Origin of the sequence: Aeromonas salmonicida (assembly GCF_028355655.1) — a bacterium.
GTDB classification, from domain to species: domain Bacteria; phylum Pseudomonadota; class Gammaproteobacteria; order Enterobacterales; family Aeromonadaceae; genus Aeromonas; species Aeromonas salmonicida.
The window spans coordinates 2,089,752-2,107,704 of the sequence record NZ_CP110645.1 but is presented as its reverse complement, the minus strand read 5'-3'; the positions used below and the strand labels follow the sequence as shown (position 1 = coordinate 2,107,704).

Sequence of the window (17,953 nt, the reverse complement as noted above, 5' to 3'; positions counted from 1 at the left end):
TAGTTTTAAGCTGTAGTCAGGGGCTGGCCGGCGGCGATGATCTCGGCGATTTGCGCGCGCAGCCCCTGCTTGTCAATCTTGCCCACCGCCGTCATGGGCAGGGCATCCAGGGTTTCGAAACGGTCGGGCAGCTTGAAATCCGCCACGCCGCGCTCACGCAGAAACTTGCGCAAGGCCAGCGGCTTCAACCCGGGATCCGTGCTGACGATGAAGGCGCAGCTCTTCTCCCCCATGGCGCTGTCGGGCATGGAGACCAGGGCCGCCTGGGTGATGGCCGGGTGGTGCAGCAGCTGGTTCTCCACCTCTTCCGCCGCGATTTTCTCGCCGCCCCGGTTGATCTGATCCTTCTGCCGCCCCACGACAGTGAGGTAGCCATCGGCATCCTGCACCACCAGATCGCCGGAGCAGTAGAAGCCATCGGCATCGAACACACGGGCGTTGTGGGCCTGGCTCTGGTAGTAACCGCGGAAGGTGTAGGGACCACGGGTGTGCAGGGCGCCGGGCTGGCCCGGGGTGACCGGGTTGCCCGCTTCGTCCAGAATGCGCACCTCGTCATCCGGGCTCATGGGGCGGCCCTGGGTGTGAATGATCTTCTCGTCGGGGTCCGAGAGCCGGGTGTAGTTGACCAACCCCTCCGCCATACCGAATACCTGTTGCAGCCGGCAGCCGAGCAGCGGGGTGATCTTTCTGGCCACCGCCTCGGCTAGCTTGGCGCCTCCCACCTGCAGCAAGTCGAGGCTCACGAGCTGACTGCGCACTGACGGGTCAGATTCGGCCGCCTGCAACCAGAGAGAGACGGCCGGTGGCACCAAGGAGGTCAAGTTGACCTTGTGGCGGGCCACCAGCGGAAAACAGCTCATGGGGCCGGGATCCGGCGCCAGCACCACGGCGCCGCCCGCCTCGAACACACCGAGGGCACCTGGGGAGCTCAAGGGGAAGTTGTGGGGGGCCGGCAGGGCACAGAGATAACGGGTATGGGGCCCCAGCTCACAAATTTCATTGCTTCTGCGCACGCTGTAGAGGTAGTCGTCGTGGGTGCGGGGTATGAGTTTGGGGGTGCCGGTGCTGCCGCCGGAGAGCTGGAAGAAGGCCACCTCGTCCGCCGGACTCGGGCCATAGGCGGGGACGGCCAATCCCTCGGTCTTGGCCAGATCACTCAGCCAATGGGTCAGTCCCAGTTCCCCGCTCTCACCATCGAGCAACACCAGCTCGGCGCCTATGCCTCGCAGCAGGTCACTGTGGCGCTCCCCGCTTGCAAACAGCGGATGGGCGAGCGAGCCGATAAAGAGGCGGGGCCTGATCTGCTCGGCGTAAGAGGCCAGCTCCAACCGGTTGTGGCTAAAAAGAGCGTTGACCGGCGCTATACCCGCTTTGAGCAGGGCGAAGAACACCAGATAGAATTCGGCCACATTGGGAAGTTGCACCAGAGCGGTATCCCCCACCCCCAGGCCGTGAAGGGCCAGGCGCACGGCCAGCCGGCTCGAGGCAGCGTCCAGCTCGCGATAACTGAAACTGCGTTCGCCGCAGAGGATGGCGGTGGCATCCGGCGCCACTTCGCACTGGCGATCCAGCATGGCGGTCAGCGGCTCGCCACGCCAATAGCCCTTGGCGCGGTACTGCTCCGCCAAGGCTTCGGGCCAGCGGGTATAGGGCAGGAAGCGGTTGGACTGCGTCATTGCGCCACCTCCAGATCCAGACCAAGAGCGTTGAGCATGGTGCCCAGCTTGGTGCCGGTCTCGGCCCACTCCATGGCGGGATCCGAGCCTGCCACTATGCCGGCGCCGGCAAACAACTCCACCTGATGGCCATCGAGCACACCACAGCGGATCACCACGGCCCACTCCCCATTGCCCTGACTGTCGCACCAGCCGACGATGCCGCTGAACAGGGCACGCCTGAAGGGCTCCTGCTCGCGGATGAACTGACGCGCCAGCTCGGTGGGATAACCGCACAGGGCCGGGGTCGGATGCAGCTGACAAGCCAGGGAGAGCACAGAAGCCTGCCCCGCATGCAGCTGACCGGCGATGGGCGTGCCCAGATGCCAGAGGGTATCCGTGCTCATCAGGGTAGGATTGGCGGGAATGGCCAACTCGCGACAGTGAGGAGTCAGCACCCGGCGGATCTCGTCGATCACCAGGCGGTGTTCATGCTGATCCTTGTGGGAGGCCAGCAGATCCCGGGCCACCCGTTTGTCCTGTTCTGGCTCGTTACCGCGCTTGGCAGAGCCCGCCAGCGGGTGGGTGAAAACCTCTCCCCCGCTGACCCGCAGCAGCAGCTCGGGGCTTGCCCCAAGCAGACGGCGATCTTGCCCGAGCGGCAGGGAGAAGTGGAAGGCATGGGGGTTCTGGCTCATCAGGCGGGCCAGCACCTGCTCGGGATCGGCTGGCTTGTGCAGCGTGAGCGATAGCTTGCGCGACAGCACCACCTTGGAGAGACGACCTTGTGCAAACGCATCCAGCGCCGAGCTGACCGAGGCTTTGAACTCGGCAGCCGCCGGTGTGCTCTGTACCGAAATGACCTGGTTGCTCGCAGGTGCGCTGGCCAGGGCGGCTTTGGCTGCAAACGTCATCGGCTCGGAGGCCATGCGCACGCCCCGTTCATAGCGACCAGGCACATAGAGGCAGGAGGCTTCGGCCGGATCGAAGGCGAAGGCACCGATCAGCAGCGGATTGGCTTGCCCTGCGGCCTCGGCCGCCGCCAGCGCCCGGGCTATCTGTCGCTCCAGCAAGGGCCATTCACAGGCGGGCGTGGTGATAGGCTGGCCCAGGTCGTAGGCACTGATCGTGCCCTGACCTGAGGTAAACAAGAAATCGGGCGGGGACGCAGCCTGGGCAGGCGCGCTATTTTCCATCACAAGAGTATCCACGTTACACCCTCAAACATGATTCAAAATGATAATGATTATCAATTTGTATTTGTGCGGCGGTAAAATACTCGCTTTGAAATCACCCGGTCAATGGGATTTTTATATCGTTAAAACGGGAACTTATCTGTGGATATTGGGTGGGCCGCGCCAGCCGCGGGCTGCCTTGTCATTACACCCGTAGTTACTCGTATGAACACGCAGCTCACACCCCATATGAGGCTGCGACAAAAATGGGGGCTAGGTGCTCATGCTGGCAGCCAGGGGCGTTTCCCCCTAAGATGGCGCCATCTTTTTGGTCATGTATCTCAACTCACGGAACTGTCGATGTTAAAGCACCTGCTTCTGCTTCCCCTCAGCCTGCTGCTGGCAGCCTGTTCGCTCACCCAGTACAACGTCAGCGAAAGCGAAATCAACCAATATCTCAAAGAGAGGGTCGCCTTCGAGAAACAGCTGGGGATCCCCGGCATCATGTCGAGCAAGGTTCGTCTCGACGAGATGCAGAGCCGCATCGGCCGCAGCCGCGCCGATCGGGTAGAGCTGGATGCTGCCGGTGATCTGCAGGTCAGCAGCCCCCTTGGCAGCCAGCAGATGAAGATCCGCTTCTCCCTCAGCGCCCGCCCCGACTATGTGGCCGAACAGGGTGCCATCTATCTGCGCGATCTGGAGCTCGTCTCGGTCAAGACGGAGCCAGCCGACGTAGGCGCCGCCCTCACTCCCCTGCTCTCCACCTTCAACCAGTCCCTCTCCCTGTTCTTCTCCCAGACCCCCGTCTACCGTCTGGATGGCAGTCGCAAAAACGAAGCCAGGATCAAAGACAAGATAGAGGCACTCAAGGTAGAACCGGGTCAACTGGTCATCCCCTTCAAGCTGCTGTGACCCTCTGGCCGCGCCCCTTTTCTCTTCAACCCCAGGGGCGCGGTTTTTTCTTCTCAAGCTCCCCCCTTTGTCTCATAATGCACACCATTCTCATTTAGATTCATGAGAAGCGTCATAATAAAATCAAACATATGGTGAGAAGGGACATGAGAAAAACCGTACTGGTACAGGCGATCGCCTGCGCACTGCTCAGTGGCGCCGCACAGGCTGCCGTCAAGGTGGAAGACAAGACGTTCAACACAGCCGCCAACATGCTGGCCTATACCGAATTTGAGCTCTCCGGCGAGCCGCTGGCCGAAGCGCTGGGACTGGATCTGGATGTGCTGGATGCCAACCGCGCCGATGAGCCGACCCCGTTCGACTTCGCCGCCGGCATCGAATCCTATGAATATTCCGAAGAGGCCATGTACGCGCTGAACTATCAGTCCGGCATGGGCCCCCATCTGGTGAACGGTCCGCAAAACCTGGCCCGCGGCGGCACCCTGGCCGACCTCGGCAAGCGGGTGCTGGCCATGGCCGAGGCCGTCGGCTTCCCGGCCGATGAAGTGCCACAGGGCATGTATCCCCTCTCCCTGCCCTATGCTTCCGCCAATCCGGAGTTTGCCCAGGTGGTAAACACCACCCCGGTCAACGGCGATCAGGTCACCATCAAGACCGCCAAGGGCACCGAGAAAACCGTCAAGACCCAGGTGCCCGCCTATTTTCGTGACTACGCCACCCTGCGCTGGAGCGGTGCCGACAACCTGCTGAACCCGGCGGCCGTGGGCGGCATACTGCTCAAGGAAGTGATGTGGTCCCAGGACTTCCTCGGTGGCATGCACGTGGCCGAGAGCGATGAAGAGGTGGAAGCCGCGTCCGCCACCATGGATCAGGACGGCAAGCACAAGCTCGGCGTCTCTGCCGCCGACGGCTTCAACGGCATGATGCTGACCGAACAGTCCATCGACAAGCTGGCCATCATGCAGGGCCAGCTCGGCTTCGATGGCAAGCAGCTGGGTGCCAACATCACACCGCAATACGATCCGTCCAAGGGGATCGTCTACTTCCCCCATCAGGTGAAAGTGACCGAAACCAGCAAGAATGACGTAGGTGCCATCGGCAAGCTGGAGGTGGTGGATAGCTCAGCCCAGCTGCGCGATGCCTGGATGATGCTGTGGCCGCTCTCCGAGTTCTACGCCTTCAGCGATCAACGCACGGCCAACACCAACCAGAACCCGGCCTTCCACGCCGTGTTTGACGGTGCCCCGTTCGCCGCTGCGCCTGCCGCCAACAAGGGCAGCGATGCCGCCAAGCTGGTGGCAGGGGAAGATGCCTTCTCCCTGGCGCTGAATCTCTCCGGCATGGTGTTCAAGAACCTCAACGCCCTGCACTTCGAGCCCAAGGCCGGTACCCTGGTCGACAGCTGGCAGGCCGGCAAACAGGGCAAGCACGTCACCACTTTCGACGCCGCTTACGCCCTGGTCGCCTTGCAGATTTTCCAGCGGGCGCAGGATGCTCTGCCGGTCGGTTATGCCGCCGGTGACAACGGCGAGCTGGATCTGAAAACCGCGCAAGGCCAGCAGGCGCTGGTGCTCATTCGCCAGCAGGCTGATTTCATTCTTGGCCAGTTGATGGGCAAGAACGGCCTGGTGTATGACGGCCTGACTCTGGGTGGCAAGCCGGATGCGGGTCAATCCGTGGATGCGCAATTTGCCGCCGTGCGCGGGCTGACCGCGGCCTTCCTCGCCACCTCCGATGCCAAGTACCGCACTGCAGCACGCGAGCTGTTCATCGCGACCGACAAGGCGTACTTCAATGCCAAGGCAGGCACCTGGCTTGCGGGCAAGCAGGGTGAATACACTCCGTGGACCCAGGCCGCCATCTCGGGTGCCCTGCGTGCTGCCATGCTGAACCTGCGCAACGAAGGCACGGAAAAAGCCCCCGAGCTGGAGCTGGCACAGCTGACCCAGCGCTATGTGGGCTGGTTCCGTGGCACAGTCAACGGCGGCATGCAGATGGCCGAGTGGATCGGCGACTCCGGTGAAAACGTCATCGAAGGGGCCGGTGGCGACACCGACGAAGATGGCGTGCCGCAAGTCACCGCCGCTGGTGGCAAGCACGGCACCGCCATGGTGATGGCCGCCAAGGCCATTGTGAGCGAAAAATAAGTCCGCGAATAAATCCACGATCACACCATAAAGAAAGGGAGCCGATTCGGCTCCCTTTGCATTACAACGTCTGACACAGTTTCAAGCTTCTCTCTCACGCCAGCTTGGCCAGCATCTCCTTGGTCACCAGCACGATTCCCTGCTCTGAACGGTAGAAGCGACGCACATCCTCATCGGCGTTCTCACCCACCACCAGTCCATCTGGCAACACGCAGCCTTTATCCACCACCACCCGGCGCAGACGACAACCGGCACCTATCTCGACACCGGGGAAAATCACCGCCTGATCCAGGGTACAGAAGGAGTGCACCCGCACATTGGTAAAGAGCACAGAGTTGAGTACGAAAGAGCCGCTGACAATTGATCCCCCCGCGAACATGGAGTTGATGGTCATGCCGTGCTGGCCGTTTCTGTCCTGCACGAATTTGGCGGGGGGAGACATGTTCTGGCTGGTCCAGATGGGCCAGCTCTCGTCATAGATGTCGAGCTCGGGCACCACGGAAGCGAGATCCATGTTCGCCTCCCAGAACGAATCCAGGGTCCCCACGTCACGCCAGTAGGGTTCCTGCCCCTCCTTGGCACCGACACAGGACATGGTGAAGGGATGAGCAAATGCCTTGCCCTCGCCCACGATGCGCGGGATCAGGTCCATGCCGAAGTCATGCTTGGACTCCAGATTGTTGATGTCCTCTTCCAGCAGCTGATAGAGGTACTCCGCCTCGAAGATATAGATGCCCATGGAGGCCAGGGAGCGATCTTCGCAGCCGGGCATGGCCGGTGGATTGGCCGGTTTCTCCACGAAGGCGCGGATCTTGCGCTGCTCGTCTATGTCCATGACACCGAAGGCAGACGCCTCGGCGCGCGGCACCTCGATACAGGCCACTGTCACCTTGGCGCCGAGGCGCACGTGATCGAGCAGCATGGCGGCGTAATCCATCTTGTAGATGTGATCCCCCGCCAGCACCACTATGTATTTGGGACCGTAGTCGCGAATGATGTCGACGTTCTGATAGATGGCATCGGCGGTGCCGCGATACCAGTGCACCTCGTCCACCCTCTGCTGGGCGGGCAGCAGATCGATGAATTCGTTCATCTGGTAGCGCAGGAAGGACCAGCCCGATTGCAGGTGGCGCAGCAGGCTGTGGGACTTGTACTGGGTCACCACACCCACCCGACGAATGCCCGAGTTGATGCAGTTGGAGAGCACGAAATCGATGATCCGGAACTTGCCGCCGAAATGGACGGCAGGCTTGGCGCGGTTGTCAGTCAACTGCTTCAAGCGACTGCCGCGTCCCCCCGCGAGCACCAAGGCCATACTCTGATTCAATAGTTGCCGTGCTTTGGCAGTATTTACGGGTTCTAACAACATAATTACCTCTGCCTTGTTTGATCTATTTTCAACCCATCTTCGCCTTTTTAAGGGCTTATGAAAGTGGTTTCACTCACATTTAGCCGATTTCAATTGGCCCTTTTCCAGGAGTTGAGCGGTATCCCATGCTTTGCGTCGTGAGCTTGGTTAGAATTTCAGCATCACAAACATCATCAAGGATGACAAGATGTTGAACAAGCTCGGGAGTAACCTGTTACTGATCGCAGCCGTCACCTGTGCTCCTCTGCTGCTGTTGCAAGGCATCTGGCTCGCCGCACAGGCAACCCCTCTCACCCTGACACTCATTCTTGGCACCTCCCTGCTCGGTTTCGGACTGCTGTTCATGCTGGCCTATCGCGCCCGCAATGCCGAGAGGGCCCAGCAGGACCGCGTCTGGATCAAAGCCCTGCAACTGCGTGACCCTGCGGTTCTGGAGACGGCAGAGGCCCAGGCTGCACTGCAGCAGTTGCTTTCTCACTTCAATGAAGCCGATCTTGATGCCCATCGCCAGATAGACGAGTTGCACAATCTGGCGACTCAGGATGAGCTGACCCAGCTGCAAAACCGCCACGCATTTCGCCGTGACATGACGGCCCTGCTGCAACGGGATCAGGATACCCAGACCGCCACCCTGGTGCTGATCCGTGCCACAGAGCTTGGCAAACTCAATGCCCAGCGCGGCTTTCAGTCGGGGGATGCCTATATCAAGGACATCGCCAATCTGATCACCCGGGTGGTGAGCCGCTTTCCCGGCCATCAGGTTTACCGTATCTCGGGGGCCGACTTCGCCGTGCTGGTGCAGCCGGTGGCCAACATACCGCCCCCCCTGCTCGGGCGAGACCTGAAGATTGCCTTTGACCACTATCAACAGCAGCACGAGCTGGAGAGCGCCGCCTACTCGGGGCTGACGCGCCTGAGCAGCGGGCAGAAGATAGAAGCCATACTGGCGCGAGCCGATCTGGCACTCGCTCGCGCCCAGACGGAGACAGTCAACGGCTGGGCCATCCAGCAGGACGATGATGAGGTAGTCGACTTGCAGGGTCAGCACCACTGGAAACTGGTGCTCAACGAGCTGCTGGATCAGGAACGGATAAGCTTCACCTATCAACCCATTCAACCCATGCACCGTAGCATGCTGGCCTACAACGAGATTTATACCCGCTTCAGCAGTGCTGACGGCACTGTGCTGCCAACGGACACCCTGTTTGCCATGGCCCAGCGCCTCGACATGGTGATGAAGCTGGAACAGATGCTGGTGGTTCACATCATGCGCCAGTACCGGGCATTTGGCGCCAACCAGAGCCGCTGGGGCATCAACCTCTCCAGCAACCTGTTGCAAAACAGCACCTTTCTGATCTGGCTGGACAGGCAATTGCTCAAGGATCCCAACACCAGCGCCAATCTGGTGTTCGAACTGGATGAGGAGCATCTGGAGCGCAACATGACAGGGGCCAAACGGGTGTTCGAGCTGCTCAGGCGCAACGGCAGTCGCTCCGCCATCTGCAACTTCGGCAAGGGAATAGGGTCATTCAACCTGTTTCGTGAGCTCAAACCCGATTACATCAAGCTGGATCCCGCCCTCATCACAGGGCTGGAGCAGGATCTGACCAACCAGCAGTTCGTGCGAATGATCGTCGATGTGTCACACCGCATGGGTTGCCAGGTGATAGCAGAAGGGGTGGAGCAACTGGGGCAGAAGCAATTGCTGCAAGGCATGTATGTAGACGGATTGCAGGGCTATCTGATCGCCAGGCCGCAACCGCTGCGACCGGACATCAGCCAGCTGGGGCTGTTTACTGAGGACGTTTCAACTTCAGCAGAGTCAGAATGATGTCGTTGAGCTGGCGATAGCGCTCCAGCTCTTTCTGATCGTAGCGGGTCGCCAGGGTGGTGGGATTGTGGCGATTCTTGAGGTAACGGTTGATCTGCAGACGATTGAAACCCGCCACCTGATAGATTTGACCCAGCAGCGCATTGAGCTCTTCATGTTCAAAGCCGGCTCTGGTGAGGTAATCGGTCTGGGCCGGGCTCTCCAGCTGGCTGCTCTGCCTGGCGATACGGCCAGTCTCCTGCAAATAAGAGAGCCACTGTTCCACATAGAGGGGCTTGCTGCCGGCCAGCAGATTGAAGAAACCGACCGCATCACAGCGACAGTCGGTGAGCAGCAGCACCGCCAGTTTATCGTCATCACAACTGAAGGTGACAGGGCCTGTCTGCCCCCAGTCCAGCGCCTGGACCCGGATCTCGGCACGCTCCCCTGCAACGCCGGTTATGTCAAATACAAACATGGCTCCTCCCGATCGGCAAAAGAGTGATGATGGACCATCCCCCTGACAGGTGCAAAGCCAAATCGCCTTTTAATCCATCATGATGGCGCTGGGCCACAAAAAAACCGACATCCTTGCGGATATCGGTTCTTTGTTGCTGCCGGTGACCTTGTTACGGGCCATCCGTCAATGCAGAACTGTTCAGGCATCCAGTTCAACCAGCGCCTTGGCCAGCTCGATGGGCTCGAGCTCCTGGCCTTCCAGATCGGCGTTCCAGTTCGGACCGATCAGCACATCATCTTCGTTCAGGTCATTGATCCAGATGTCGAGGAACTCTTCCAGCTCGATCACTTCCGGCTCGTAGTCAGCCCACTCGTCTACGCAGTGCAGGCGGGCATCTACTTCGGCGGACCAGAGCGGCATCACATCGGCATCTTCGAATTCGGCAGAGCGGCAGACAACCCAGTCTTCACCGTAACGCAAGCCCCAGACCTGACCCGACTCGCGGACTTCTTCGATGAACAGTTTGAAATTGGCGTCAAGATTGTCAGTTAGTTTGCTCATGGGGTCTCTCTCTTACAGGCTGTCGGCCAGTGCTGGCCAAGAATGGGGCAGATGGTGTCCCAAAAGCCCCCCAGACTCAAGTCAAATCCCTAAAAAGGCGGGAGCCCTCCTCATTAAGTGCGATATCGCCCCACCAGGGCACTCAGCTCATCGCTGGAGTGAGCCAAGGTACCTGCCGCCTGCCCTGTGCGCTGATTTTCAGCAAGTGCTTTGTTGGCAAGCTGGGTGATGGCGGATAGGCGCTGCGTGATCTCGTCCGTCGATCGACTCTGCTCGCTGGCGGCCTCGGCTATCTGATTGTTCATGGCCATGATGGTGCCGACCGCCTCATCAATGTCACCGATGGCGTCCTCGGCATCCCCGGCCTTCTCTGCCGTCGAACGCGAGAGTTGTTGCAACTGCCCAATCCCGGTCGCCACCTTGCCAGCCCCCTCTTGCAACCGCTGGATCATCTGCCGGATCTCGTCGGTCGAGTTATGGGTGCGGGTCGCCAGTGTACGCACCTCATCGGCCACCACCGCAAATCCACGCCCCTGTTCACCGGCCCGCGCCGCTTCAATGGCCGCATTGAGCGCCAGCAGGTTGGTCTGCTCGGCGATCCCCCTTATCACGTCAAGCACTGAGCCTATCTGCTTGGTGTCCTGCTCAAGACGCGCCACCGCCTGCACTGTCTCCTCCATCTCATCGGCCAGTTGCCCTATGGTGGCAATGGTCTGCGCTACGACCTGGCGGCCATGCTGAGCCAGGTGCTGCGCCGTGTCGGCTGCCGTTGCGGCCTGCTCGGCATTCACGCCGACGGCGCGACTGCTGATGGTCATCTGGGCCATGGCGTCGGCGACCCGCTGGGTATCCTGTTCCTGATCCGTGACGATGGCGCTGGTTCGCACCACAACCTGCTCCAGTTGATGAGCCGCCTCCCGGTTCTGATAGGCGATCTGCTGGGTGCGAGCCACCAGCTGGGCCATCTGGTTGGCAAAGAGGTTGAAATTGGCCGACAGCAGACTCACCTCGTCTCGTCCGCTCTCTGGCAGACGAAAACGCAGATCCCCCTCGCCCTTTGCAATATTGCCCAGGGCCGAGACGGACTGAGCCAGCGGTGTCACTATGCTGCGCCCAATCAGGGTCACGGCGCCCAGCAACAGCAAGGCCAAGACGGCACCGATCCCCAGCAGGGTGCGCAGCACTTCCTGATACTGGGCATCGACATCGTCCACATAGACACCGGTACCGATGATCCAGTCCCAGGGGGCAAAGAGCTTGACGTAGGAGATCTTGCGAACCGGCTCGTCAACGCCGGGTTTGGGCCAGTAGTAAGCCACCTCACCGCCGGCAGCCTGCCGCCTGACCCGCTCGACAAACGCAACGAACAGCTTGAGCCCCTGCTTGTCTTCCACTCCGGAGAGATCCTTGCCATCGAGTTCGGGTTTCATGGGATGCATCACCATGGTGGGGTGACTGTCATTGACCCAGAAATAGTCGTCCTGGCCATACCGCAATCCCCGCAGGGCCGCCAGGGCCTGGGTCCTGGCACTAGCGTCGTCCAGCTCACCCTGTCTTGCCCTCGCCTCGAAACCGGCAACCAGACTATAGGCGGTCTCCACCTGGGCGCGGGTCTGATTGCTCTTTTCCGCCATCAATCCCTGATGATAAATCCGCAGGCAGGTAACGAGGAGCGCAGCCACTATGACCAGCACCATCAACGCCACCAGCAATAACCGGTGGCCAATACTCCATTGCCTCAACATAGCGTGAACCCGACCTTGGTACAGTTTGTTAACAAGGTATGTCGCCAGCTCGATAAATGTCCATGACCATAGCCAAATGAGCGTCAGAAACATGATCCAGCCCCAAAACAGAAAGGCGCCCTGTTGGGCGCCTTTCTCGATACGGGAAAACGGGGGGGATCAACGCTCCCAGTAAACCTCTTCCAGGCTGTCTTCCTTCTCGGGCAGACCACGGGAAAGACGGGGGCTGCTCTGGGCCAGCACCTCATAGCTCACCCGGTTGGCGTACTTGCACACCTGGGCCAGGGAGGAGTAGGTCAGAAACTCGGACAGGTGCTTGGCGGAGTTCGGCACATTCATCCGGTGATAGGCGTTGGCCACCATGTCATGCAACACGGCTGACAGGGCACCATCCCCTGCCCCGTTGGTGTTCTTGATCTTCTCCGGGCCCCCCATGTAAGGGGAGATGTGGGAGTAGATGCGCGCCGGATTGCGGCACTTGTCACGGGCCATGGGGCGGCTGAACTCATACATGTTGAACTCGGGGATGACGCCGGGCAACAGGGTATGGGTGGTCTCGCGCTTGTAGTCTTCCTCGGTGTAACTCGCCATGTAGAGGCCGATGGGGCCTGCGGTGCAGAGCACCATGTCGGCCCAGTCCAGCGCCTTGTCGGCGGCGCCGAGGGGATCGGCGATACCGGTCAGGGCCTCGGCCTCATCTTCATTCATCGCAAGCACTGTCACGTTCTCGGCGATGAAATCGCGCCACCACTGGGGATTGCCTTCAATCACGAAGCGGGTGCCCAGGGTCAGTACCACGGGCACACCGGCCTCACGGGCGTAGCGCACGGCGGCCATGGCGGCCTCCTTCATTGGCGTGCCATCTTCACCGCGCACCAGATAGGCGGTGATCACCAGAGCGGAGGACTCCTTGATGATGGCTTCGGGAATGTGCGCCACATCGAGGTGATCCATCTTGCCGGCATTGATGCCGAAACTGCGCTCTCCCCCCTCGGTAATGAAGGTGAAGCAGCGACCGACCGGGCCGTTGACCGGCTGCAGGTAGTCGAGGTTGACGCGAGAAGAGGTATTGCACAGATAGCGGTAGGCGTAGCTGCCGATGCGGATGTCCTGGCTCATGACCCCGAGCAGGATGGAATGGGAGTCAGCCAGCACTGAGTAGTTGTGCATTGTGTTGCCAATGGTGCCACCGGCAAACTCGCTTACCACCATGTTGTTGGCCTTGAGCTCTTCGTAAACACGCTCGGCCACGTCGTCGCTGATCACCACTGAGTGGCCTTTGCTCAGGCCATAACGGTTCAGGAAGTCTTCATCCACATGGGCTTCGATGTCCACCAGTGTCTGATCGATACCCACTACATAGGCTTTGCCCAGTTCGGTAAGCAGGGGATTTTGCGGGATCAGAGGATCGCGTCTGTCGACCGGGAAGTAGTGTTTGGACTTGCGCTGACCGGGAAATTTCATGGCAATCTTCTGTGCTCTGGGGGAAAGAGGGGCGGGATTTTAACACAATCCGCCGTGCCGAAAAGTCGCCTGATTAAAATATGGGGTCAGTATAGACAAGGGCTGCAGAGGAAAACGTTTACCAGGATTCATCTTAAAAACCACCTCGCCGGGAGGTGGTTTTTCGGATCGGCCGAGACGAGGATATCAGCCGAACGAGAGGCCCTGTACCAGTGCCAGCACAGAAAACAGCCCCAGTGCCAGCCAGAACAACAGGGTGCCGAACAACCGCGGCATGTTGGGGGCCTTGGGGATCTGGATACCGATGGCATGCAGGATGCGCCCCACCAGGAGGCAAAGACCGCCGACGTGGAGCCAAAACGCCCCCACCCCAGCCAGTTCACACAGGGCCATCAGCAGCAGGGTCAGCGGCACATACTCGGCGAAGTTGCCATGAGCCCGGATCGCGGAGCGCATCTCGGGCGCCTCCCCTTCCCCTATCATCACCTTGAACTGGGCACGGCGCTTGACCACCCAGAAGGAGAGCAACAGAAACAGCAGCCCCAGCAGGCCTGCGTAAATCAACGTGATATGCATCATCATGACACTCCTTATCCTTGGGTTCTGAACGCGGGAAACTTATGCCAGCTGGCGGCACATGAAAGAGACCATCATGCCAGCTCGCGGCAAATAAGGGAGACCATCATGCGAATGTGAGCCTGATCGCTGTTGAGCGCAGGTATGTATTCAAACTGCTCACCACCGGCTTCCATGAAGATCTCCCGGTTCTGCACTTCGATCTCTTCCAGGGTTTCGAGGCAGTCGGCGGCAAAGGCCGGGCAGACCACATCGAGCCGCTTGATGCCCGCTGCCGGCAAACCGGCGATGGTCACATCTGTGTAGGGTTTGAGCCACTCCTCCTTGCCAAAGCGGGACTGGAAACAAGCCGTCCACTGCCCGGCTTCAAGCTCGAGTGCCTCGGCCAGCAAGGCGGCGGTACGACGACACTGGTGACCATAAGGGTCGCCTTCGTTTTCGTAACGCTCGGGAATACCGTGAAACGACATCAGCAGATGATCGCCCTGCCCTTTCTGCTCCCAATGGCGGCGCACGCTCATAGCCAGCGCCTGAATGTATTCGGGGTGGGTATGGTAATCACGAATGAGCCGCACCACAGGCAGGTTGCGCTCTTTCTTCATCGCCTTGGCCCAGGCATCAAACACAGAGGCTGTGGTGCTGACCGAATATTGCGGATAGAGCGGCAACAGTATCACCCGGTTGACCCCCTTGGCCTTGAGCGCCTGCCAGCCATCGTCCATGGAGGGCGAGCCATAGGTCATGGCCAGTTCCACCGGCACATCAACCCCTTCCCGCTTGAGCTCCTGCTCCAGGGCAGCACGCTGCTGCTTGCTGATCACCATCAAGGGTGAACCCTGCTCGGTCCACACCTGCTGATAAAGCTTGGCGACTCTGGGAGAGCGGGTTGGCAATATGATGAAGTGGAGCAGCGGGCACCAGAGATAGCGAGGCAAGTCGACCACTCGCGGGTCGTGCAGAAACTGGCTGAGAAAGGCCTTGACGGCCGCCGTGGTTGGCGCGGCTGGGGTACCCAGATTGACCAGCAAGATCCCGGTTTTTGTGGTCACGATTGCTTCCTGTCTTTCTGTTGTTCTATCTGAATGCAAGAAAGGGCCCTGCATGGACCCTTGTCTAATGGCACAGTGCCATTGCTCATTTTCGCAATGTCGGGCTTAGCCCAGGATGCTCGCCAGCTGCTTGCTGACCTGATCCACCGGCTGGGTACCATCAATCTTGACGTAACGGGTGTTGCCCGCCTCCGCCTCTTTACCGTAGAAACCGATGAGCGGCGCAGTCTGCTGATGATACACATCCAGACGCTTGCGCACTGTGGTCTCTTCGTCATCGGCACGGATCACCAGGTCTTCACCGGTCACATCATCCTTGCCTTCCACTTTCGGCGGGTTGAACACCACGTGGTAGGTACGGCCGGAGCCGGAGTGAACGCGACGACCGCTCATGCGCTTGACGATCTCTTCGTCCGGCACGTCGAATTCCAGCACGAAATCGACCACGACACCGGCATCCTTCATGGCTTGCGCCTGGGGAATGGTGCGCGGGAAACCGTCCAGCAGGAAGCCGTTGGCGCAATCTGGTTGGGCAATACGCTCTTTGACCAGGCCGATGATGATGTCGTCAGAGACGAGCTGACCTGCGTCCATCACGGCTTTGGCCTTGAGGCCCAGCTCGGTGCCCGCCTTGATCGCCGCACGCAGCATGTCGCCGGTGGAGATCTGCGGAATACCGTGTTTTTCCATGATGAACTGAGCCTGAGTACCTTTGCCGGCACCCGGAGCCCCCAACAGAACAATGCGCATACACGCTCCTATTGATTGGTTATTCAATTCTTGAGAAGGCAAAAAACTACACGGTTTCGCTCATTTTCACAAGCTTGCCCCGTGTGAGTGGCTTATTTTTCACCATGTTCCCGCAGCGGCGATGCGACTCGAGCCGCAATGCTGCCCTGAAAAAATGAGTGAAAATGCAGCGCCCCTCGATAACGAAGAGAGGCGCTTGCCCCTTGTCGGACAAGCGCCACATAAAAAAAGCCCACTGCATGCAGTGGGCCGAAACATCATGCCTGGAGTAGCAGACGGTTGATACGGGAGACGAAGCTCGCCGGATCATTCAGACCGCCCTGCTCTGCCAACTGGGCCTGTTCGTGCAGCAGGGTGACCCACTCGCCAAACAGCGCCTCGTCTTCGATGGTGTCGAGTTTCTTCACCAGAGCGTGATCCGGGTTCAGTTCCAGAATGTACTTCTGCTCCGGCACCGGCTGGCCGGCGGCGCGCATCAGCTTGATCATCTGGGTGCTCATGCCGTGGTTATCGGTGACGATGCAAGACGGTGAATCGGTCAGACGGTGGGTGACACGTACCTCTTTCACCGCTTCACCCAGGCTGGTCTTGACCCGCTCCACCAGACCGGCGTTGGCCTTCTCGGCCTCTTCCTGCGCCTGCTTGGCGGCTTCATCTTCCAGATCGCCGAGATCCAGCTCGCCACGGGTGACGGAGACCAGCTGCTTGCCATCGAACTCCGTCAGGTGGCTCATCAGCCACTCGTCCACACGCTCCCACATCAGCAGCACTTCGACGCCCTTCTTGCGGAAGATCTCGAGGTGCGGGCTGTTCTTGGCAGCGGCGAAGCTGTCGGCGGTGATGTAGTAAATCTTCTGCTGGCCTTCCTTCATGCGGCCAACATAATCCTCGAGAGAGACGGTCTGGGCTTCGCCCTCGCCCGCCGTGCTGGCAAAGCGCAAGAGCTTGGCGATCTCTTCGCGGTTGGCATAATCCTCGGCCGGGCCTTCTTTCAACACGTTGCCGAATTCGCTCCAGAACTTGGCGTACTTCTCGGCGTCATCCTTGGCCAGTTTGGCCAGCATGGTCAGCACCCGCTTGGAGCAGGCCTTGCGCAGGGAGACGGTCACCTTGTTGTCTTGCAGAATTTCACGGCTGACGTTGAGGGGCAGATCGTTGGAGTCCAGCACCCCTTTGACGAAGCGCAGGTAGGTCGGCATGAACTGCTCGGCGTCATCCATGATGAAGACGCGCTGCACGTAGAGCTTCAGGCCGTGCTTCTGCTCGCGGTTGTAGAGGTCGAACGGTGCACGGGCCGGCACGTAGAGCAGGCTGGTGTACTCCTGCGCCCCTTCCACCCGGTTGTGACCCCACAAGAGCGGATCTTCGAAATCGTGGGCAACGTGCTTGTAGAACTCCTGATACTCCTCGTCCTTGATCTCTTTCGGGTTGCGGGTCCAGAGTGCGGTGGCGCGGTTGACCTGCTCCCACTCGCCCGGCGTGCCGACGACGGTCTCGCCATCTTCTTCGCGATCCGGGGTGCCCTCTTTGAACATCTCCACCGGCACGCTGATATGGTCGGAATACTTGGCAACCACGGCGCGCAGACGCCAGTCGTCGAGGAACTCTTCCTCTTCGGCACGCAGGTGCAGGATGACGTCAGTACCACGGCCTTCCTTGGTCACATCGGCCACGGTGAAAGAGCCTTCCCCTTCCGATTCCCACTGCACGCCTTGCTCTGGAGCAGTACCGGCGGCGCGGGAGACCACAGTCACCTTGTCGGCGACGATGAAGGCGGAGTAGAAGCCCACACCAAACTGACCGATCAGCTGGGAATCGCGGCCCTGATCACCGGACAAGTTCTTGAAGAACTCGGCAGTGCCGGACTTGGCGATGGTGCCCAGATGCTCAATCACCTGATCACGGGTCATACCGATACCGTTATCAGAGATGGTCAGGGTCCGATTTTCTTTATCAACCACCAGGCGAACGCGCAACTGGCCGTCGTTTTCAAACAAAGAGGCATCGGAAAGCGCCTTGAAGCGCAGCTTGTCCGCCGCATCGGAGGCGTTGGAAATCAGCTCGCGCAGGAACACTTCTTTGTTGGAGTAGAGGCTGTGGGCCATCAGGCTCAGCAGTTGTTTGACTTCAGTCTGAAACCCGTGGGTTTCGGCATGAACGCTTTGGGTCATCGACACTATCCTCAGGCGATTCGGGTTGAACATATTCCTGATACAAGATGGGGCCTGGGATCCCCATTTCAAGGGGGAAAAATATCTTGGCAGTGCGAATGGCGATTTT

The 17,953-nt window shown here is 59.8% G+C and carries 14 protein-coding genes; 3 read left to right on the top strand and 11 right to left on the bottom strand.

Annotation, left to right across the window (positions count from 1 at the left end):
• Nucleotides 1-5: 5 nt before the first annotated feature.
• Both ONZ54_RS10145 and ONZ54_RS10140 read right to left on the bottom strand, forming a co-directional pair.
• Nucleotides 6-1,676, bottom strand: a complete 1,671-nt coding sequence (locus tag ONZ54_RS10145) for a (2,3-dihydroxybenzoyl)adenylate synthase (RefSeq protein ID WP_271788065.1) — start codon at nucleotides 1,674-1,676, stop codon at nucleotides 6-8.
• Nucleotides 1,673-2,866 carry an isochorismate synthase gene (locus ONZ54_RS10140; RefSeq protein WP_099993007.1) on the bottom strand — a complete coding sequence of 398 codons (1,194 nt, stop codon included), beginning with the start codon at nucleotides 2,864-2,866 and terminating at the stop codon, nucleotides 1,673-1,675. The genes ONZ54_RS10145 and ONZ54_RS10140 overlap by 4 nt, the downstream gene beginning before the upstream one ends.
• Before the next feature lie 324 nt (nucleotides 2,867-3,190).
• Here ONZ54_RS10140 and ONZ54_RS10135 point away from each other — a divergent pair, with 324 nt between their 5' ends.
• Nucleotides 3,191-3,742 carry a lipoprotein gene (locus ONZ54_RS10135; RefSeq protein ID WP_271788064.1) on the top strand — a complete coding sequence of 184 codons (552 nt, stop codon included), beginning with the start codon at nucleotides 3,191-3,193 and terminating at the stop codon, nucleotides 3,740-3,742.
• 146 nt (nucleotides 3,743-3,888) lie between these two features.
• A complete protein-coding gene (locus tag ONZ54_RS10130) occupies nucleotides 3,889-5,889 on the top strand; it encodes a hypothetical protein (protein WP_271788063.1) in 2,001 nt (666 codons plus the stop codon).
• 94 nt (nucleotides 5,890-5,983) lie between these two features.
• Here ONZ54_RS10130 and glgC read toward each other — a convergent pair whose 3' ends face one another.
• Nucleotides 5,984-7,258, bottom strand: coding sequence for a glucose-1-phosphate adenylyltransferase (gene glgC, locus ONZ54_RS10125; RefSeq protein WP_087755565.1), 1,275 nt, complete (start codon nucleotides 7,256-7,258; stop codon nucleotides 5,984-5,986).
• A 187-nt stretch (nucleotides 7,259-7,445) separates the two neighbouring features.
• Here glgC and ONZ54_RS10120 point away from each other — a divergent pair, with 187 nt between their 5' ends.
• The gene (locus ONZ54_RS10120; protein ID WP_021139166.1) at nucleotides 7,446-9,089 is read left to right on the top strand and encodes an EAL domain-containing protein; all 1,644 of its coding nucleotides are present in this window, start codon (nucleotides 7,446-7,448) and stop codon (nucleotides 9,087-9,089) included.
• Here ONZ54_RS10120 and ONZ54_RS10115 read toward each other — a convergent pair.
• The 8 genes from ONZ54_RS10115 to htpG form a co-directional block, all read right to left on the bottom strand.
• Nucleotides 9,052-9,546: a hypothetical protein gene (locus ONZ54_RS10115; RefSeq protein WP_271788062.1), complete on the bottom strand. Its 495-nt coding sequence runs from the start codon at nucleotides 9,544-9,546 to the stop codon at nucleotides 9,052-9,054. The genes ONZ54_RS10120 and ONZ54_RS10115 overlap by 38 nt on opposite strands.
• 180 nt (nucleotides 9,547-9,726) lie before the next feature.
• On the bottom strand, nucleotides 9,727-10,089 hold the full coding sequence (locus tag ONZ54_RS10110; RefSeq protein WP_005315249.1) for a DUF2750 domain-containing protein: 363 nt from the start codon (nucleotides 10,087-10,089) through the stop codon (nucleotides 9,727-9,729).
• Between the two features lie 113 nt (nucleotides 10,090-10,202).
• Nucleotides 10,203-11,834 carry a methyl-accepting chemotaxis protein gene (locus ONZ54_RS10105; RefSeq protein ID WP_271788061.1) on the bottom strand — a complete coding sequence of 544 codons (1,632 nt, stop codon included), beginning with the start codon at nucleotides 11,832-11,834 and terminating at the stop codon, nucleotides 10,203-10,205.
• A gap of 159 nt (nucleotides 11,835-11,993) precedes the next feature.
• Nucleotides 11,994-13,298, bottom strand: a complete 1,305-nt coding sequence (locus ONZ54_RS10100; protein WP_021139168.1) for an inosine/guanosine kinase — start codon at nucleotides 13,296-13,298, stop codon at nucleotides 11,994-11,996.
• A gap of 186 nt (nucleotides 13,299-13,484) precedes the next feature.
• Nucleotides 13,485-13,877, bottom strand: a complete 393-nt coding sequence (locus ONZ54_RS10095) for an MAPEG family protein (protein ID WP_021139169.1) — start codon at nucleotides 13,875-13,877, stop codon at nucleotides 13,485-13,487.
• Between the two features lie 71 nt (nucleotides 13,878-13,948).
• Nucleotides 13,949-14,923: a ferrochelatase gene (gene hemH / locus ONZ54_RS10090; RefSeq protein WP_271788060.1), complete on the bottom strand. Its 975-nt coding sequence runs from the start codon at nucleotides 14,921-14,923 to the stop codon at nucleotides 13,949-13,951.
• Nucleotides 14,924-15,028: 105 nt separating this feature from the next.
• Nucleotides 15,029-15,673 (bottom strand): adenylate kinase, encoded by a 645-nt coding sequence (gene adk, locus ONZ54_RS10085; RefSeq protein ID WP_021139171.1) that lies wholly within the window; start codon nucleotides 15,671-15,673, stop codon nucleotides 15,029-15,031.
• 257 nt (nucleotides 15,674-15,930) lie between these two features.
• Nucleotides 15,931-17,844, bottom strand: coding sequence for a molecular chaperone HtpG (gene htpG, locus ONZ54_RS10080; protein WP_155602921.1), 1,914 nt, complete (start codon nucleotides 17,842-17,844; stop codon nucleotides 15,931-15,933).
• Nucleotides 17,845-17,953: the final 109 nt, after the last annotated feature.